The organism is Gordonia malaquae NBRC 108250, from assembly GCF_000344135.1.
GTDB lineage: Bacteria > Actinomycetota > Actinomycetes > Mycobacteriales > Mycobacteriaceae > Gordonia > Gordonia malaquae.
The window spans coordinates 99,997-118,533 of record NZ_BAOP01000007.1 but is presented as its reverse complement, the minus strand read 5'-3'; the positions used below and the strand labels follow the sequence as shown (position 1 = coordinate 118,533).

Genomic DNA, 18,537 nt, shown 5'->3' with positions numbered 1-18,537 from the left:
CGGTTCACAGCGAAGCCTCAGAGCCGACGTGCGAGGTCCACGGCGGCGTAGGTCAGGATGATCGAGGCGCCCGCGCGGGCGATCGACAGGACGGACTCGTAGAACGCGGCGTCCGCGTCGATCCAACCCTGTGCGCCTGCTGCGGCGATCATCGCGTACTCACCGCTCACCTGGTACGCGGCGACGGGAGCGTCGGACCGGTCGGCGACGTCGCGCAGGATGTCGAGGTAGCTCATGGCCGGTTTGACCATCACCATGTCCGCACCCTCGTCGAGGTCGGCGAGGAGCTCGCGCTGCGACTCCAGTCTGTTCGCAGGATCCTGCTGGTAGGTCCGACGGTCGCCCTCCAGCGACGATCCGACGGCCTCGCGGAACGGGCCGTAGAACGCGGACGCGTACTTGGCCGTGTAGGCGAGGATCGAGACGTCGGCGAAGCCCGCATCGTCGAGGGCGGACCGGATCGCAGCGACCTGGCCGTCCATCATGCCGCTCGGTGCGACGACGTGTGCGCCGGCTCGAGCCTGCGCGACGGCCATCGACTCGTAGCGGGGCAGGGTCGCGTCGTTGTCGACACGACCGTCGGCGTCGAGGACGCCGCAGTGCCCGTGGTCGGTGAACTCGTCGAGACACGTGTCGGCCATCAGAACCGTGGTGTCGCCCAGGTCGTCACGAAGTACTCGCAGCGCACGGTTGAGCACACCGTCCGGATCGTCCGCGCCGGAACCGACGGCGTCCTTGTCGTCCTCCTTCGGGACTCCGAACAGCATCAGCCCACCGACGCCTGCCGTGACAGCCTCGGCGGCAGCCACGCGGAGGGACTCCATCGTGTGCTGGTAGACGCCGGGCATCGACGTGATCTCGCGAGGCGCGTCGATGCCGTCGGCGACGAACATCGGCAGCACCAGCTGCGCAGGATCCAGGCGGGTCTCCGCGACGAGCCTGCGCATCGCCGGGGTGGTCCGCAAACGACGCAGACGAGTGAAACCGGTGCTCATGCCGACCTCCTGTGTCACGAACGCGAGCGGCGGGACTTCTTACGCGGGGGCGGCAGCGCACCCTCTGCACGCAGTTGCGCCGCGTGGGCGGCGAGTGCGTCGACCAGGTCCGGAATCGACGCCGACTCGGGCTGCACGTCCACGCGCAGACCGAACTCGACTGCGGTCTCGGCCGTCTTCGGGCCGATGCAGGCGACGATCGTGCGCGCGTGAGGCTTGCCCGCGATGCCGACGAGATTGCGGACGGTGCTGCTCGAGGTGAAGCAGACGGCGTCGAATCCGCCGGTCTTGATCATCTCGCGCGTCTCGACTGGCGGCGGAGCTGCCCGGACCGTGCGGTACGCGGTCACGTCGTCGATCTCCCAGCCGCGCTCACGCAGGCCCTCGGAGAGCGTCTCGGTCGCGATGTCGGCGCGCGGGAGCAGAATGCGGTCCACCGGGTCGAACACCTCGTCGTACGGCGGGAACTCGTCGAGCAGGCCGAGCGACGACTGCTCGCCGCTCGGGAGCAGCTCGGGGTTGACGCCGAACGAGCGGACCTTGGCCGCGGTCGCTTCGCCGACGCAGGCGATCTTCACACCCGAGAACGCTCGGGCGTCGAGCCCGAACTCCTCGAACTTCTCCCAGACTGCGCGAACGGCGTTCGTGGAGGTGAAGACGACCCACTGGTAACGACCGTCGACGAGGCCCTTGACGGCGCGTTCCATCTGCGCCGGGCTGCGCGGCGGTTCGACGGCGATGGTCGGAACCTCACGCGGGATGGCGCCATGCGATTCGAGGCGCTCGCTCATGTCGGCGGCCTGGTCCTTGGTGCGGGGCACCAGCACGGTCCAGCCGTACAAGGCGCGCGACTCCCACCACGAGAACTTGGCGCGCTGGGTGACGACCTTGCCGACAGTCAGGACGAGGGGTCCGGTCAGGGCGTTCCCGAGGTCGTTGACGGTGGCGAGAGTGGCTTCGATGGTGCGCTGCGCGCACGTGGTGCCGTTGACGGTGATCGCGACCGGCGTCTGCGGCGCCACACCGTGCTCGGTCAGCGCGCTGGCCAACTCGGCGAGGTGACCGGAGGTCGCATGGAGGACGAGCGGTCCGGGTGCTGCGGCCAGAGCCGCCCAGTCGACGTCGCCTCGGACGTCGGCCACGGTGTGTCCGGAACCGATCGGCATACCCGCGAAGCTGGGGACGACTGCGTCGGACGGGATGCCCGGGAGCACCTCGAACGAGACGGATGTGCGCGCGACGGCGCTGATCTCGGCGAGGACGGAGTCGGCGCTCATCGGGTCGCCTGCGACCACGCGGACGACGTTGACGCCGGTCTTCGCTTCAGCGACGAGGGTCTTCGCGACCTGGGTGGGATCGCCGAGTGCGGGGCGGACGACGTCGACGGCGTCCTGCTCCGCGGCTTCAGCGGCTGCGGCTTCGGCGGCTTTGCGACCCGCGCGTGTCGGCACGGGCTCGACTTGTGCATGGGCTGAACCGATCAGTTCGACGACAGCGGCGGGAACGTCCGGGTCGACGAATGCCGACGTCGCGTTCACCAGCACGTTCTGTGCCTTGACGGTCAGGAGGTCCGGGTTACCGGGACCCGACCCCACGAACAGGATTCGGCCGGGTTTAGCATTCTTCGTACGGCTCATGCGTTCGCACTCTCCTGCCCCCGCCCAGGGGGCTGCAGTTCGTTCGACGGCCCGGTCCGCCCGGCCCGTCGACTTCCTCCTGCTGGCGCGTGGACGGCCCGTGTCCGGGCCCAGGCGTCACTTCCTGGGCACGTAGTCGGCCGCGCCGAGCTCCAGCAGTTCGGCGGCGAGACTCTCTCCGAGTTCAACGGCACGATCCACCGGGCCCACCACCGAAGCGCGGATCACATCGGATCCGTCCTCGGCCGCGACTCCCGCGCGAAGCGAGAGTTCGTCGAAGATGCGCCCACCGGAATCGATCGACTCGACCACCTCGGCGATCGCTCCGACCGGGGCGGTGCATCCGGCCTCGAGGGCCGCGAGCACTGCGCGTTCGGCGTCGACCGCTGCACGTGTGGACGGGTCGTCCAACTCGGCGAGTATTCTCACCAGTTCGGCATCGTCGGCGAGACACTCGACGGCCAGGGCCCCCTGTGCCGGAGCAGGCAGCATGACCACGGGATCAAGCGCCTCGGTGACTGCATCGGCTCGGCCGATGCGCACCAGTCCGGCTCGGGCGACCACTACCGCGTCCAGTTCCCCGTTCGCGACTCTGCCCAACCGAGAATCAAGGTTGCCTCGTAGGGGGCGAATTTCCAAACCGAGACCCAGTGCTTTAAGCTGCGCGGCGCGTCGCGGGGACGAAGTGCCGATCGTCGACCCTGCAGGCAACTCACCGAGGACCATTCCACCCCGGCTGACCAGCGCATCTCGCGGATCGACGCGCTCGGGGACAGCGGCCATCACAAGGTCCGGCTCGGGTGCCGTCGGGAGGTCCTTGTATGAGTGGATCGCGACGTCGCATTCACCGTTTCGCAACGCGAGGCGGATGGCGGTGGTGAACACGCCGATGCCGATCTGTGCGACCGGAGCTGTCGACGTGTCGCCCGCGGTGCTGATGATGACCAGTTCTGCGGGGTGCCCGTTGGCGGTCAGCCGATCCGCGATCCCCTGCGCCTGCGTGGTCGCCAGGAGTGACCCTCGCGTCCCGATGCGGATCACGCCCCGCTCCCCGAGCGAGTTCTCAGTCGAGGGGATGTTCGCAGAATTAGACACGTTGAAGCCGTCCTGTCGTTCGTGATCGTCGAGTCGAGCGGGCCCAGCTCAGTGGGAGTCGGAGTCGCCGTGTGCTGCGATCCCCGCTTCGGAGGCCGAGACCGACTCGGCTGCACCGGGTTTGAGTTCGAAGAGTTCGCGGAGCGCTTCGGCGTAGTGGTCGCCTCGACCAGTGGACGCGAGTTGTTTCACCCGCACCGTCGGCGCGTGAAGGAGCTTGTCCGCAACGCGTCGCACCGTCTTGGCGACCTCGTCGCGCTGCGCGGTGTCGAGGTCGGGCAGTCGTGACTGCAGGCGCAGGATCTCCGCTTCGACGAGGTCCGCTGCCCGCTGCCGCAGCGCGGCCACCGTCGGCGTCACTTCGGCTTGACGCTGGGCGGCGAGGTAGTCCGACAGTTCGGCCGCGACGATGCCGCGAGCAGCGACGGCGTCGTCCTGCGCGGCCTTGGTCTCCTCGTCGTCGCGGAGTCCCTCGATGTTGATGACGTGCACGCCGGGCAGCGCAGCCACCACGGGATCGACGTCCCGGGGGATCCCGAGATCGCAGAACATGAGTGGGGCGGGGTTGGTGCGTTGTTTGAGCGCCGAGTGCACGTCGGCCACACCGATCACGGAGCTGACCGATCCGGTACATGTGACGACGACGTCGGCGTCGGCCATGACCTCGGCCATCGAGTCGAACGACGTGCCGTACGCGGTCACCCCGTACCGCTCGGCGACACCCTCGGCGAGTTCAGTCGCGCGAGCCGCAGTCCGATTGACGATGGTGATCTCGTGGACGCCGTCGCGAGCGAGTTGGCTGGTGGCGAGCGATCCCATCGCACCGGCGCCGAACACCACGGCCGACCGCATCGGCGGCTGGTCCGCGCCCGCGTTCCGCGTGGCCTGCGCTCGATGCAGCGCGACCGAGACGACTGAGGCGCCTGCTCGATCGATGCCGGTCTCGTGGTGAACCCGCTTCCCGACCCGCAGAGCCTGTTGGGCGAGTTCGTGAAGCGTGCGGCCTGCGGATTTGTGCTGGTCCGCCTCGGTGTACGCGGTACGGATCTGCCCCAGGATCTGCTGTTCGCCGACGACCATGGAGTCGAGCCCGGCAGCGACTGTGAACAGGTGCTCCACTGCCGCCTCGGAGTACCGCACGTACGCGTGGCCGGTGAGCTCGGAGACGCTCATCCCGGTGTGCTGACCGAATACGTCGCCGACCGCTTCCAACGCCGGGTGGAACGCCTCGACGACCGCGTAGACCTCGACGCGGTTGCACGTCGACACGAGCATCGCCTCGGAGACCGCAGGCGATCTGACGAGCGCTTCGACGATCTTCGGTCGGTCGGTGTCGGAGACGGTGAGTCGTTCGAGAACCGACACCGGAGCGCTCCGATGGGACACCCCGAACAACAAGACACTCACTGCATCGCCCGTTTCCAGCCAACCGGTTTCCCGGCACCCCTGTGATGCCGATCCGATGGGCACATGTCTTCTCAGGCTAGTTCACACGTTGGTACAAATGCACCTCTGTCGTCTCGATGTGGGGAGTCAGACATTCGATGGACAGTCCGTTAACGGAGCCTGTCCAGGTCAGCGCGCAGTCGCGGCTCATCGACCTCCCAGTATCCGTGCTCTTCGCCGTCGACGACGACGACCGGCACGCGGTCTCCGTATTCAGCGCGCAACGCCGGGTCCCCCGCATCTGCGGCGGCGTCCACGTCGACGATCCGGGCGGTGAGCCCGTAGTCGGAAAGGATGCGGTGCAGGTCCTTCTCGGCGGCGGCGCACGCATGGCAGCCGGCCCGCGACATCAGTTCCACAGTGACGTCCATGACGTCCAGTCTGCCAGTCCTGCGAGTTCTCTCACGGCGACCGCTTGTCACGGCATCCCCGTCGGCGCCCCGCGATAGGCTGGCAGCATTCCACTGTGGAGTGAGCACTCGTGACGAACAGGAGGTGGCCGATGAGCCGCGATTCGATGGAACCTGATCATGAGCACACGCCGGAGGAGGCCTCCGATCACGAGGCCGACCTGCACGAAGCCCGCGAGCTCGAGTCTGAGCAGTTCGACGTCGATCACACCGCAGACGTGGACGGGGACGACGTCTTGCACGACCGCGACGGCGCCCGCCTGTCGGACGACACTGACCTCGCCGAGTGGGACGGCCCCACGGAGGACGACGAGTTCCACCGGATGAGCGCGTGGTTGAACCGTCGCGCAGGGCGATTCCTGCAGACGGCTGAAGAGCTTCGGCAGACTCTCGCGGGTGAGGCGTCCGCCCGCGCCGCGATCGAATCGCTCGGAAACCGGATCCCCGTCGACGAGACGCAGAGCCGCGACCTCACCGCCGCCGCCTTCTTCGACGTCGACAACACGTTGGTCCACGGTGCGTCGATCGTTCTGTTCGCGCGCGGCCTCGCGTCGCGCAAATACTTCTCGTACGGCGACATCGCGAACTTCGCGTGGCAGCAGGCCAAGTTCCGCGTGACCGGCAAGGAGAACGCCGAGGACGTCGCACAGGGCAAGGACAAGGCGCTGTCGTTCATCGCGGGACGCGAGACGTCGGAGCTGGTCGAGCTCGGCGAGGAGATCTACGACGAGTTCATCGCCGACAAGATCTGGCCAGGCACCGCCGCTCTCGCCCAGCGACATCTCGACGCAGGCCAGCAGGTGTGGCTGGTCACCGCGACGCCCGTCGAACTCGCACAGACGATCGCCAAACGGCTCGGCCTGACGGGCGCGCTCGGCACGGTCGCCGAGAGCGTCGACGGGAAGTTCACCGGACGACTCGTCGGCGACATCCTGCACGGGCCGGGCAAGGCCCACGCGGTCCGATCGATCGCCGTTCGCGAAGGGCTCGATCTGAAGCGCTGCACCGCCTACTCCGATTCGCACAACGACGTCCCGATGCTGTCGCTGGTCGGCACGGCGGTCGCGATCAACCCGGACACCGATCTCAAGGAGATCGCACGGGTGCGCGGGTGGGAGGCCTACGACTTCCGCACGGCCCGCAAGGCCGCCAAGTACGGCGTCCGTTCCGCCGTCGTTCTGGGCGTCGCGGGCGGCACTGCCGCCGCAGCTTCCCGCCTCCTCCGCCGCAAGTAGCCAACGCGCAAGCATCCACCACGTGATTGCTTTCCGCCGGTTGTGACGACATGTTCGTCACAACTGGCGGAAACTACCGGCGGCTTTGTCCACAGATCGCGAGATGGCCGGGATATCCATGATTTCCGGCCCATCCTGTGGGCATGGGGGACAGCAACGAAGTCGCTCGTCGCGTCGAGCGGCTGGCACGCGAACAATCCGGGGTCATCAGCAGGCGGCAGGCGCTCGACTGTGGAGCCGATTCTGCGTTCGTTCGGCGCCGCGTGTACCGGCGCGAGTGGGTCGCGGTGCACCGCGGCGTGTACGTGACGCACACTGGGCCACTGACCTGGGAACAGCGAGCGTGGTGCGCAATCCTGTACGCCGCACCTGCGGTGCTCGGCTATCAGTCGGCGATACACGCGACACTCCGGTCCGGCGATCCGAACGGTCCCGTGCACATCGTCGTCGACAGCCGACGCAGCGTGGAATCACGGCCGGGGCTGATCATCCACTACCGCTCCGGGTTGGACGACGTCGCGATGTGGAACGCGAACCCACCCCGGATGCGGGTCGAGCACGCAGTGCTCGACTGCGCCGCGCACGCTCGGAACGTCGTCGATGTGATCGCCGCCCTCACTGATCCGGTGCAGTCGCGGATCACCACAGCGGACCGTCTGCTCGGGGCGCTGGCGAACCGTCCGTGCATCAAACGGGCCACGTTCCTCGCGAAAGTGCTTCTCGATGTCCGCTCCGGAGTCTGCTCGACCCTTGAGCATCGGTATCTCACCCATGTCGAGCGTGCTCACGGCCTACCTCAGCCGATCCGACAGTCTCCGACCGCAGTCGGTCGACCGGGCTTTCGCGATCTCGAGTATCGCGACTACGGGCTCATCGTCGAACTCGACAGCCGACTCGGCCACGACGACGCGCACTCGCGTGACGCTGATTTGGAACGTGATCTCGACGCGGCTGTTGGGGAGGACAAGCGCACCGTGCGTGTCGGGTTCGGGCAGGCGTTCGACCGACCATGTGAGACGGCCGCGAAGATCGCGCGGCTCCTTCGTCGACTCGGCTGGACGGGCCGTCCTCGCCCGTGCCGACAGCCGGACTGCCCACTTCGCGTGGACTTTCCGCCGGTTGTGACCAAGTACTCGTCACAAGTGGCGGAATCCCAGCCGTTCCGAAGGCAGATCAGCCGAGGTAGACGCTGCCGCGGCGGGAGAGCATCCGGAACAGAGTCTGCTGGATCTCCTCGCGGACGTGATCGGTGAGGTCGAAGACGACAAGCGGATCGTCCGCGGCCTGCTCGTCGTAGACGTCGGTCGCGATCGGCTTGCCGAAGTGGATGTGCCACTTGGACGGGAGCGGAATCATGCCGAGCGGACCGAGCCACGGGAAGAGCGGTGTCACCGGGAAGTACGGCAAGCCGAGGGTCCGCGCGAGCGGCTTCAGGTCGGCGACCATCGGGTAGATCTCCTCAGACCCGACGATCGAAACCGGAATGATCGGCGCCTTGGTGCGGATCGCGGTCGTCACGAAACCGCCGCGGCCGAAACGCTGCAGTTTATAGCGGTCCTTGTACAGCTTGCCGATGCCCTTGAAACCCTCCGGCCACACCGCGGTCAGCTCACCGCGACGCAGAAGCGCTTCGGCGTCCGCGTTGCATGCAAGTGTCGCGCCGATGCGCCGGGCGAGATCGCTGATGACGGGCGTCTCGAACGCCATGTCGGCCGCGAGAACACGCAGGTAGCGCTCGTTCGGATGATTGTCACGGACGGCGAGCGACGTGATCAGCGCGTCCACCGGGATCGTGCCTGCGTGGTTGGCGACCAGCAGAGCGCCGCCGCTCGCCGGGAGGTTCTCGATTCCGGTCACTTCGACGCGGAACCATTTCTGGTACACCTGGCGCACCGCCGGGAACCACACGGATTCCGCGAAATGCGGGTCGAAACCGAAGTCGTCGACGGCGAAGTCGCCGGTCATGCGCTCGCGAATGAACCCGGACGTCGCGATCAGGGTGTCGGCGACGGCGCCGCGCAGACCGCCGAGGCTGAACAGCGGCGAATTGCGGTTCGGTGCGATGGGCAGCGGCTCGTCGTGCAAGTCGATGCCGTCGTGGATCGGCGTGACGGGCGCTGCGGGACGGCCGAAGCCGTCGGTGTTCGGGTGCCCGACGTCGGTGCGTCGGCCCAGTCGGGGATCGGTGTAGAGGGCGATCACCTTGGCGGTACGCGAATCGGTCGGCTTCTCTGCCGCGGCCATGGGTTTCTCCTCTCACTCGTCGACGGCGGCGGCCGTCGAACTCGACAAATGTCTCGCTCACATACTACGGGCGGACGGGCCCGTCATTGCAGTGCCGTGGCGGTCGCCACAGCCCTGGCCTCGAAGCCGCGCCACGCGTCGGCGGACAGCACCGGTTCGGTCTTTCCGCGGGTGATGAAGTCGTCGAGGGTCTCCAGCGTGGTGAACTTCGGTTCAAAGCCGAACTCGGTGCGCATGCGGGTGTTGTCCAGGACGCGCCCGTAGGTGAGGTAGGCGGTGTGCTCCGACCGGATCATCGGGACTCCGCCGTCCTGCAGAACGCCGATCAACGGGGGAATCAGACTCGGCGCCACCGGCAACTGGATGTGGCCGGCACGATGAACCGCCTGGCCGAGGCTCACCACGCCGTCACCCGCGACGTTGAACGTTCCCGGTGTCCGGTTGAGCGTCGCGTGCTCCATCGCGGCCAGCGCATCCTCTTCGTGCAGGAACTGCAGGCGCGGTGAGAACCCGAACGCGGTCGGGACCAGCGGCATCGACAGGTATCCGCCCATGCGCGTCTTGATCCGCGGCCCCAGCATCGACTGGTAGCGGAGGATCGTGACGTCGATGTCCTGGCGACGACGCGACAGGCCGCGCACGTACCCTTCGACGTCGATCAGATCGCGGCCGTACCCGTTGCGCGGCTCCTTGCGGGCGCGGGTGCCCTCGGTGAACGACGCCGGGTCTTTGGACGTCGCGCCGTACACCATCGAACTCGACCGCAGGATGAGCCGCTTGACCGATGGGCTGCGCTGACACGCGGCGCACACCTGCATCGAGCCGACGACGTTGAGTTCCTTGATCGCCGCCGAGTGCTCGACGTTGTCCATGATCGACGGCGCCGCGTGCACGACCGTGTCGACGTCGTACGTGGCGATCGCCTTCGCGATGGCGGGTCGTCGGATGTCCAGGCGCAGGAACTCTGCGCGACCCATGCGCCGCAGAAGGTCCTTGCGCGGCACCCGCGAGTCGACGGCCACCACCCGGTCGATCTCCGGGTTCGCCGCCAGTCTCGCGACGAGATAGCCGCCGAGGAACGTCGACGCGCCTGTGACGAGCACAGATCGCGGCACGTGCTTCTCGGTGTCTTCGCTCATGGGCTAAGGATAGTGCCGAAACGAAAGAACCCGCCCTCGCGGGCGGGTCCATCGATCACTTGCCGAGTTTACGACGCTGCACACGTGTGCGGCGGAGCAGCTTGCGGTGCTTCTTCTTCGACATGCGCTTGCGGCGCTTCTTGATAACGGAACCCATGGGGCTCTCCCTCACGATCGATGGTGTGTCTCCCGCCCCACAGGGGGCCGGCATTGTTGTCCGGGGCCGTCGCCGACTCTTCAAGCTCATACGAGCCCAGGGGCGACAGCGACCTGATCGCCAATCCTACCGCCCGAATGAACACGAGGCGAAATCGGGCGGTGAAGCGTCCTTGCTCAGACACGATCACACCGCCCGGCGTTGATGCACGACGGGCGGTGTGATCAGTGAAGAGCAGGAAAAACTATCCGGCGTCGAAGTACGACGTCTCGAGGTATTCGTGAACTGCCTTGGCGTGCACGCGGAACGAACGTCCCACGCGGACGGCAGGGAGTTCGCCGTTGTGCACCAGGCGGTACACGGTCATCTTGGACACGCGCATGAGCGACGCGACTTCTGCGACGGTGAGGAACTGCGAGGCGGACGATGCATTCGCAACTCCACGATCGGCGAAATCGTTCCGTTCACCCGGCTTTTCTGCAGCCATGTATTCATAACCTCCGGTGCACGCATCGCGGCCACCGGCTTCCCCTCCGGCGGACATCAGACACGTACGTGCTGGTTGTACCTTAGCGTGGCGGATGTGAATAGTGCGACGTGAGAGAAAGAATGAGTTCCGTCTCTTTGCCATTCACCGCGTGTTCACCACCATTGCCGCTGGCAGCGGCGCTACCACGAGTACTGGGCGAATCCACGGCAACGACACGCAGTGGCGGATCAACCCTCAACTTCGGGTCGACGTGCCATGCGCGCGCTGGTCTTCGCACAGGCCGCAGTGGCCTCGTTCACCGCGTGCCGGAGGCCGTACCGTTCGAACTCACGAAGCGCAGCGGCCGTCGTTCCACCAGGTGAGGTGACCGCCGCGCGCAGATCGACGGCGGTCAGGCCCGACTCGGCCAGCAGCACACCGGATCCCTTGACCGTCTGCACCGCCAGTTCCGCCGACTGCTGACGCGTCAGGCCGAGAGCGACACCCGAGTCGATCATCGCCTCGACCATCAAGAAGAAGTACGCGGGTCCCGACCCGGAGATCGCAGTGACCGCATCCAGCGACTTCTCCGGGACCACCATCACCTTGCCGACCGACTCCAACAGACGTACCGCGACGGCCACCTGATCGTCGTTCGCATAACGGCCGGGACTGACCGCGCACATGGCCTCGTTCACCAGCATCGGCGTGTTCGGCATGACGCGGATCACCGGCGAGCCTGCGGGCAGCGACGCCTCGTAACGCTCAGCGGGAATGCCTGCGACCAGAGTGATCGTGATCCGTTCGTCGTCGCCGGAGTCGTCCGCCTTCGCCAGCGGCGGGAGCACCGAGTCGACGGCATCCGGCTTCACCGCGATGAACACGACCTGCGCTCCGCTCGCAGCATCGACGATGTCGGTGGTGACACGGACTCCGTAGTCCTCGATCAGTTCCGCGGACCGGGCCTTGGACCGCTCGACGACGACGAGATCCTTCACCGGCTTCCCCGCGTTGATCAGACCGGCGAGCAGCGCCTCACCGATCTTGCCGCCGCCGATGATCGCTACCCGCTCGCTCATGTCAGTTCACTGTCCTTCATTGTCGTTTCGTCTTGTCAGGGCGGCCGTCATCGACGAGCCGGAATCAGCGCGAGCTGTCGCGACTGAGCGACCACCGCACCGGTCGAGTCCACCACGAGGTGGTCTTCGGAGAACATGCCGCGTCCCACTTCGACGGTCGACGCCTCGTACCGCAGCCATCCCGGCGCCGGGAGCCGTCGGACGTAGGTGGTCAGCTGGACGGTCGGCGCCCAACCGAACAGGCCGAGATTCATCACCACCGGCGGTGAGATGTCGCAGACCAGCACCGGAAGGTCCAGGCCGAGGTCGTCGGGCTGCTGATCGACGTCCTTGGCCCGGACCCACCCGCGGATCACCGGATCGCCCTTCTCTCCGCGCGCGACGGGGAACGATGCCGCGTCGAGCACGAAGTCTGCGGCGACGCCGAGGTGCATCACCTCGCCGACCGGGCTGTTCGCGACTCCCAGACCGTCGGATGTCGGCTCCACCGGCATTCCTGCAAGCAGGCCGTCGGCGCGATACGTCGACTCACCCTCGTCGAGCCGCCCGAGAGTGACAGTCGAGGTGACCATGGTCCGCTGGTTCTGCGTCACCTCGACGCGCGCGAGGGACACCGTCCGTCCGCGCTTGATGATCGAGACGTCGACCGAGACCGCTGCCGGATCGGGCGCTGCGAGGAAATCGCTCGCGACCGCGATGGCGGTGACGCCCTCGACGAGCGCGGGGTCGGCGTCGGGCGCGGCGAGGTCGACGAGCGCGGCGCGGGCCGCTCGCGTGATGACCATCTGCAGGCTGCCGCCGTGCACCTTCGGGCCGATCGTGAACGCCTCGTCGATGACGGCCCCGTAGGTGACGGACGAGCCGTCCGCACCACGGGCGAGCGTCTCCAGACGCAGGAGGTCGGCGAGCTTGGTCATGGATTCCTACCTGTCGCGGTTGAGGTGGGTGCGCGCGAATTCCAGAGACCTGGCGAGCATCGCGGCCCTGTCGTTCTTCGTCTTGGCGCCCGACGTGTGCACTTCGAGGACCACGGCGCCGTCGAAGTCGCTCTCGGCGAGCCTTCGGCACACTTCGATGCACGGCTGGGTGCCGTCGCCGGGGATCAGATGTTCGTCGTGGGCGGCGCCTGTGCCGTCCGTCAGATGCAGATGTTTGAGGCCCCGGCCCATACGGTCGGCCATCGCGAGAGCGTCATCACCCGCCGTCGCGACGTGCGACAGGTCGAGTGTGTAGTTGTCGTACCCGACCGCAGTCGGGTCGATCGGCTTGCCGAACGCCGAGGCGCTGACGCCGGGGCCGCCACCGCGTTGCGCCATCCGCTGCGCAGGCCGCGTCCCGCCGCCGAACAAGCGATCCGCGCGCATCGGGAACATGTTCTCCACTGCCACGGACACGTCGGACGTCGACTCCAGTTCGGCGACGAGATCGTCGAACGCGGCGACGTAGTCCCGCTGCCACCGGAACGGCGGATGCACGACGACCGTCGAGGCGCCGAGTTCCTCCGCCGCGCGCACCGATCGGGCGAGCTTCGCCTTCGGGTCCCGGCCCCACACTCGCTGCGAGATCAGCAGGCATGGTGCATGCACCGACAGAACGGGCACCTGGTACTTCTGCGACAACCGCGCGACCTGCGGAATGTCCTGACTGACGGCCTCGCCCCACACCATCAGCTCCACACCGTCGTAGCCGAGTTCATTGGCGTAGGCGAAGGCCGCCTCGGTGTTCTGCGGGTACACGGACGCCGTCGACAGGCCGATCGGAATCGGGAAACGCAGTTGGCTCACCGGATCCTCTAGGGTTGCGCCGCGAGGAAGACGAGGGGCCCGATGGTCACGAGCATGCCGACGGCCAAGGCGAGCAGCGTTGTCGGCAGGTCCCGCTTGCGCAGCACGTGTGCGAAGGTGACGATCGCGAAGATCACCACGATGGCCAGCACCAACGCCAGATAGACGTACTTTTTCCAGAGCTCGGTGAAGCCCCAGAACAGCCCGGCGCCCACGCCGAGGCCGAGGACGATCTCACCCGCGAACGCCGCCCACCCTGCTGCAGCGGACGGTTCGGAGTCTTCACGTTCAGCGGCCCGCGCCGCCTTCGCTTCTGCCTTCGCCGCCTTCTTGGCGGCCTTCTCGTCCGCCTTCGCCGCCTTGGCGGCCGCCTTGGCTTCGGCCGCCTCATCCGAGTCGTCGAGGATCTGATCGGCGACGTCATGCGCGTCGTCGTCGAGGTTCGACTCGTCCGAGGCGTCGGCCGGTTCGTCGGCGTCCGCGTCGACGAAATCGTCGACGAGCGGGATCGACGTGGTGTCCTCGACGGCGTCTGCGGTTCCGTAGGAGTCGACGGCCGACGTGTGGATCACCGCGGGCGGCAGGTCGTAGTCGAAGACGTCGTCGGCCTCGACCTTGCGGAGCGATCCGGTGTCGGCATCGTCGAACACCACCGGGATGATGCCGGTGACGTCGTTCGATTCGGGTTCGGAGGCAGTCGACGGAGGCGTGTAGCCCGGCATCCCACTCGCGCCGACGCTTCGCGGGGCGTCGGCCGCCGACCGCTTGGTCGGCGCCGTGTACGACGGCATACCCGACGACGTGGTCCCGGAGGTGTCACTCCCGGGGCGTCGGACCGACACCGACTCCGATCTGGGGAAGGCGTCGTCGCCCCCGGATCGTGCGATCAGTTCCGATACGGTGATCGGCTTCGACTCCGGCTCGGCCTCGTCCGCCATAGGGTCGCACCGTCCCTTCGTGCAGTCAGTTGGTGGTCATCGCGCCTGCGGGCTCGGAATCGAGACGGCGCAAGATGACACCTTCCCGCAGAGCCCACGGGCAGATGTCCAGTGTATCGACTCCGAGCGCCCGCATTGCGGCCTCCGCCACCAGCGCGCCTGCGACGATCTGCGGTGCACGGTCGGCACTGACACCTTCGAGTTCGGCGCGGTCGGCCGTGGTCATCCGGGAGATGAAGGCGGTGAGCTGCCGCAGTCCGCTGACCGTCAGGGTCCGCTTGACGCGTGGACCTGCACCGGAAGGCGCGGCGCCGGTCAGGCGAGCGAGGGACCGGAACGTCTTGGACGATCCGACCGCCAGGTCGGCCTTGCCTGCCGCACGCAGTTCCTTCGCAGGTTCCTTCAGCTCGGCGTCGAGCCAGTCACGCAGAACTGAGACGCGCCGCTTGCTCGGCGGGTCGCCCTGCAGCCATTCGCGGGTGAGTCGACCTGCGCCGAGCGGCAGTGACAGCGCCACATCCGGTTCTTCGTCGACGCCGTTCGACATCTCGAGACTTCCCCCGCCGATGTCGAAGGCGAGGATGCGTCCCGCGCTCCACCCGTACCAGCGGCGGACCGCAAGCGACGTCAGACGCGACTCGTCGATGCCTTCGAGGACCTGCAGATCGAGGCCGGACGCGTCCTTGACTTTGCGGAGCACTTCATCGCAGTTGGTGGCGTCCCGGACCGCCGAGGTGGCGAACGCCATCACCTGCTCACAGCCGGACGAAGTTGCGATGCGGGTGAAGTCCTCGATCGTGGAGACCAGTGCGCGGGAACCGGAATCGCGCATGCGGCCGTTCTCGTCGATCTCCTCCGCGAGCCGCAGCACCGCTTTGGTCGAACTCATCGGGTTCGGATGTCCACCCCGATGAGCGTCGACCACCAGCAGGTGCACGGTATTGCTGCCAACGTCGAGCACTCCAAGTCTCACCGGTCAAAAGTACTCGGCGAGTCCGATCCGCGCGACTCGGTCGGCGAGCGGGCAGCTACCGTTGAGCCGCACGTCCAACAGGAAGGGCCCTTGTGTCCGACGATGAGCGGAAGTCCTCCCCCGCCCCCGAAGTGAGCCTCGACTTCCCGCGCGAGTGGTACGAGTTCTTCGACCCGGCCGATCCCGAGCACCTGATCAGTGTGGACCTAACCTGGATGCTGTCGCGCTGGACCTGCGTGTTCGGCACTCCCGCCTGCCAGGGGATCATCAGCGACCGACAGCCCGACGGATGCTGCACGCACGGTGCGTACCTGACCGACGACGATGACCGCGAACGGCTCGCCGCCGGCGTGGCGATGCTGACGCCGGACGATTGGGAGTTCTTCGCCGAGGGTTCGGCGGACGACCCGCTCGGACCCGGCGGCTATCTCGAGGAGAACGAAGACCTCGAGGGCGAACCGGCGTTGAAGACCAGACTCCACGACGGTGCGTGCATCTTCCTGAATCGGCCCGGATTCCCTGCCGGACAAGGCTGTTCGCTGCATGGGATGGCTCTGCGCAAAGGCATCGAGCCGCTGACTGTGAAACCAGACGTGTGCTGGCAGCTGCCGATGCGGCGGGAGCAGGACTGGGTGACGCGCCCCGACGGCACCGAGATCCTCAAGACCACGCTGACCGAGTTCGACCGACGCGGCTGGGGCGAGGGCGGCCACGACCTGGACTGGTACTGCTCGGGTTCACCGGACGCCCATATCGGTGCGACGCAGGTGTTCGAGTCGTACAAGCCGGAACTCATCGAGCTCGTCGGCGAACCCGCCTACGACGTCATCGCCGCCGCGTGCGGCCGCCGCAACCAGTTGGGGCTCATCGCCGTCCATCCGGCGACCGCGGCCGCCACCTCCCGCCGCGCCACCGACCTCAAGTACGAGCAGTTGTAGCCCGGCCTTTCGACACCGATCAGATCACGGCTCGAACTTGTAGCCGAGACCGCGGACGGTGATGAGGTGACGGGGCTGCGAGGAGTCGGGCTCCACCTTCGAACGCAGCCGCTTGACGTGCACGTCGAGAGTCTTGGTGTCGCCGACGTAGTCGGCGCCCCACACCCGGTCGATGAGCTGGCTGCGGGTCAGGACACGACCGGAGTTGCGCAGCAGGTACTCCAGGAGGTCGAACTCCTTCAGCGGCAGGGTCACGTCGGCGCCACTGACGCTCACGGTGTGGCGCTGCACGTCCATGCGCACGGGGCCGACCTCGATGACGCCGATCGCGGCGTCCTCGTCGTCGGCCACCACTCCCCCGCGACGCAGCACGGCGCGGATGCGGGCGATCAGTTCTCGCGCCGAGTACGGCTTGGTGACGTAATCGTCGGCGCCGAGCTCCAGGCCGACGACCTTGTCGATCTCGCTGTCTCGGGCCGTCACCATGATGACGGGCGTCGCCGACTTCGCGCGGATCAGCTTGCAGATCTCGGTGCCGGACACGCCGGGCAGCATGAGGTCGAGCAGGACGATGTCCGGGTTGATGCGCTCGAACGCGGGCAGCGCCTGCGTCCCGTCGTTGACGATGCTCGCTTCGAAACCTTCTTTGCGGAGCAGGAAGGCCAGTGGGTCGGCCAGCGATTCTTCATCCTCGACGATCAGTACGTGCGTCAAAGCGAAAGTTCCTCTTCTTTGTCCGGGTCGATGGGGATGTACAGGCTGAACGTGGAGCCGGTGCCCGGCTTGCTCCACAGCCCGATGTGACCGCCATGGCTGGCGGCCACGTGCTTGACGATGGCGAGACCGAGTCCGGTCCCGCCGGTTGCGCGCGACCGGGCCTTGTCGACACGGTAGAAACGCTCGAACACTCGCTGCTGATCGACCGGAGCGATACCGATGCCGCGATCGGTGATCGCGATCGCGATCATGTCGAGATCGTCGATGACGACCCGCTTGCGGCTCACCGACACCACTTCGCCGGTGGGGGAATGGTTGATCGCATTGACGAGGAGATTGCTGAGGGCGGTGAGCAGCAAGGTGCGGTCCGCCTGCACCGACACGTGCGACGGGCCGTCGGTGACGAGATCGATCTCGGCGATCTCCGCGGTGACGCCGGCAGCGGCGACGGCGTCGTCGACGAGGGCGTCGATGTCGACGCGCACGAAGTCGGCGATCGCACCGTCCTGCAGGCGGGACAGGCCGATCAGCTCATTGACGAGCGACCCCATCCGAGTGGCCTCTTTGAGGACGCGTCGACCGAAATGCTCAACGGCCGCCGGGTCGTCGCGGGACTCGAGCATCGCCTCCGCCATCAGACTGATCGCGCCGAGCGGCGTTTTCAGCTCATGCGAGACGTTCGCCGCGAAGTCGCGGCGAGTGGCCTCGACCCGCTGGTTGGTGGAGTCGTCGTCCCCGTACACGAGGACATAGCGCTGGCCGGTGAGGGCCGCGAGGCTCGCGACACATCGCACAGTCTCCACCGGGCGGTGGACCGTTCGACCGGTCGACACGAATCCCAGCGACGACTGTGGGGGCGAGAAGTCGAAATGTCGGTCCACCCCGGTTGTGAAGACCTCGGAGACGGCTTCGGCGACTCCGTCGGCCAGCACGTCGCGGACCATGCCGAGGTCCGCTGCTCGGTCGTTGTACACGACCACGTTGTGGTACTCGTCGACGACGATGATGCCGGTCTCGGAGTGCGCGACCATCAACGTCAGCAGGTCGCCCCGCGAGACGTGCTCGGGTTGGAGGGCGTGCAGGTAGGAGGCGTCGACATTCGCCGGGCCGAAGCGGCCGGCTGCGGCACCATCGATCAAGCGGTCACCGCTGGTCTCGGACACACCCGAATCCTACGTGTCATCGCCTGGAGTTCGCAGCCCGGGAAGCCACTCTTCGTGCAGCATTCACTGCCGGTCCACGTGGGTTGCGACGAGGTGAACCGACAGTATGCGGAGCGTG

General features: G+C 67.1%; 19 protein-coding genes. 3 read left to right on the top strand and 16 right to left on the bottom strand.

What is annotated here, in order from left to right; all coding sequences use genetic code 11:
• Window positions 1–17 precede the first annotated feature (17 nt).
• From hemB to GM1_RS06425, 5 genes are all read right to left on the bottom strand, one after another.
• Window positions 18–995 (bottom strand): porphobilinogen synthase, encoded by a 978-nt coding sequence (gene hemB, locus GM1_RS06445; protein WP_008377483.1) that lies wholly within the window; start codon window positions 993–995, stop codon window positions 18–20.
• A 14-nt stretch (window positions 996–1,009) separates the two neighbouring features.
• A complete protein-coding gene (locus GM1_RS06440; RefSeq protein WP_008377482.1) occupies window positions 1,010–2,632 on the bottom strand; it encodes a bifunctional uroporphyrinogen-III C-methyltransferase/uroporphyrinogen-III synthase in 1,623 nt (540 codons plus the stop codon).
• Window positions 2,633–2,749: 117 nt separating this feature from the next.
• Window positions 2,750–3,727: a hydroxymethylbilane synthase gene (hemC, locus tag GM1_RS06435; RefSeq protein WP_008377481.1), complete on the bottom strand. Its 978-nt coding sequence runs from the start codon at window positions 3,725–3,727 to the stop codon at window positions 2,750–2,752.
• Between the two features lie 48 nt (window positions 3,728–3,775).
• A complete protein-coding gene (locus tag GM1_RS06430; protein ID WP_040519624.1) occupies window positions 3,776–5,134 on the bottom strand; it encodes a glutamyl-tRNA reductase in 1,359 nt (452 codons plus the stop codon).
• Between the two features lie 149 nt (window positions 5,135–5,283).
• Complete coding sequence (locus tag GM1_RS06425) at window positions 5,284–5,544, bottom strand: glutaredoxin family protein (protein ID WP_008377479.1); 261 nt, start codon at window positions 5,542–5,544, stop codon at window positions 5,284–5,286.
• A 131-nt stretch (window positions 5,545–5,675) separates the two neighbouring features.
• Here GM1_RS06425 and GM1_RS06420 point away from each other — a divergent pair, with 131 nt between their 5' ends.
• Together GM1_RS06420 and GM1_RS06415 are read left to right on the top strand one after the other, a co-directional pair.
• Window positions 5,676–6,818 carry an HAD family hydrolase gene (locus GM1_RS06420; protein WP_008377478.1) on the top strand — a complete coding sequence of 381 codons (1,143 nt, stop codon included), beginning with the start codon at window positions 5,676–5,678 and terminating at the stop codon, window positions 6,816–6,818.
• A 143-nt stretch (window positions 6,819–6,961) separates the two neighbouring features.
• On the top strand, window positions 6,962–8,071 hold the full coding sequence (locus tag GM1_RS06415; protein ID WP_040519622.1) for a type IV toxin-antitoxin system AbiEi family antitoxin domain-containing protein: 1,110 nt from the start codon (window positions 6,962–6,964) through the stop codon (window positions 8,069–8,071).
• On the opposite strand, the gene GM1_RS06410 is transcribed toward GM1_RS06415, so the two are convergent.
• The 9 genes from GM1_RS06410 to GM1_RS06375 all read right to left on the bottom strand — a co-directional run bounded on the left by GM1_RS06410 (window position 7,992) and on the right by GM1_RS06375 (window position 15,601).
• Window positions 7,992–9,062, bottom strand: coding sequence for a lysophospholipid acyltransferase family protein (locus GM1_RS06410; RefSeq protein WP_008377476.1), 1,071 nt, complete (start codon window positions 9,060–9,062; stop codon window positions 7,992–7,994). The genes GM1_RS06415 and GM1_RS06410 overlap by 80 nt on opposite strands.
• 83 nt (window positions 9,063–9,145) lie before the next feature.
• Window positions 9,146–10,201: an NAD-dependent epimerase/dehydratase family protein gene (locus tag GM1_RS06405; protein WP_008377475.1), complete on the bottom strand. Its 1,056-nt coding sequence runs from the start codon at window positions 10,199–10,201 to the stop codon at window positions 9,146–9,148.
• 55 nt (window positions 10,202–10,256) lie between these two features.
• Window positions 10,257–10,358: a 30S ribosomal protein bS22 gene (locus tag GM1_RS21880; RefSeq protein WP_003402602.1), complete on the bottom strand. Its 102-nt coding sequence runs from the start codon at window positions 10,356–10,358 to the stop codon at window positions 10,257–10,259.
• A gap of 244 nt (window positions 10,359–10,602) precedes the next feature.
• Complete coding sequence (locus GM1_RS06400; RefSeq protein ID WP_008377474.1) at window positions 10,603–10,845, bottom strand: helix-turn-helix domain-containing protein; 243 nt, start codon at window positions 10,843–10,845, stop codon at window positions 10,603–10,605.
• A 230-nt stretch (window positions 10,846–11,075) separates the two neighbouring features.
• Window positions 11,076–11,906, bottom strand: coding sequence for a pyrroline-5-carboxylate reductase (gene proC / locus GM1_RS06395; protein ID WP_008377473.1), 831 nt, complete (start codon window positions 11,904–11,906; stop codon window positions 11,076–11,078).
• Between the two features lie 47 nt (window positions 11,907–11,953).
• On the bottom strand, window positions 11,954–12,823 hold the full coding sequence (locus tag GM1_RS06390; protein ID WP_008377472.1) for a thioesterase family protein: 870 nt from the start codon (window positions 12,821–12,823) through the stop codon (window positions 11,954–11,956).
• A gap of 6 nt (window positions 12,824–12,829) precedes the next feature.
• On the bottom strand, window positions 12,830–13,690 hold the full coding sequence (locus tag GM1_RS06385; RefSeq protein ID WP_008377471.1) for a sugar phosphate isomerase/epimerase family protein: 861 nt from the start codon (window positions 13,688–13,690) through the stop codon (window positions 12,830–12,832).
• Window positions 13,691–13,698: 8 nt separating this feature from the next.
• The gene (locus GM1_RS06380; protein WP_008377470.1) at window positions 13,699–14,628 is read right to left on the bottom strand and encodes an Rv0497 family membrane protein; all 930 of its coding nucleotides are present in this window, start codon (window positions 14,626–14,628) and stop codon (window positions 13,699–13,701) included.
• A gap of 25 nt (window positions 14,629–14,653) precedes the next feature.
• Window positions 14,654–15,601 (bottom strand): Ppx/GppA family phosphatase, encoded by a 948-nt coding sequence (locus tag GM1_RS06375; protein ID WP_008377469.1) that lies wholly within the window; start codon window positions 15,599–15,601, stop codon window positions 14,654–14,656.
• Between the two features lie 92 nt (window positions 15,602–15,693).
• On the opposite strand from GM1_RS06375, the gene GM1_RS06370 reads away from it, so the two are divergent.
• On the top strand, window positions 15,694–16,539 hold the full coding sequence (locus GM1_RS06370; protein WP_008377468.1) for a DUF3109 family protein: 846 nt from the start codon (window positions 15,694–15,696) through the stop codon (window positions 16,537–16,539).
• A gap of 24 nt (window positions 16,540–16,563) precedes the next feature.
• Here the strand turns inward: GM1_RS06370 and GM1_RS06365 are convergent, their stop codons facing one another.
• Both GM1_RS06365 and GM1_RS06360 read right to left on the bottom strand, forming a co-directional pair.
• A complete protein-coding gene (locus GM1_RS06365; RefSeq protein ID WP_008377467.1) occupies window positions 16,564–17,253 on the bottom strand; it encodes a winged helix-turn-helix domain-containing protein in 690 nt (229 codons plus the stop codon).
• Entirely contained in the window at window positions 17,250–18,419 is a 1,170-nt protein-coding gene (locus GM1_RS06360; RefSeq protein WP_008377466.1) for a sensor histidine kinase, read from the bottom strand. The genes GM1_RS06365 and GM1_RS06360 overlap by 4 nt, the downstream gene beginning before the upstream one ends.
• Between the last annotated feature and the right edge of the window lie 118 nt (window positions 18,420–18,537).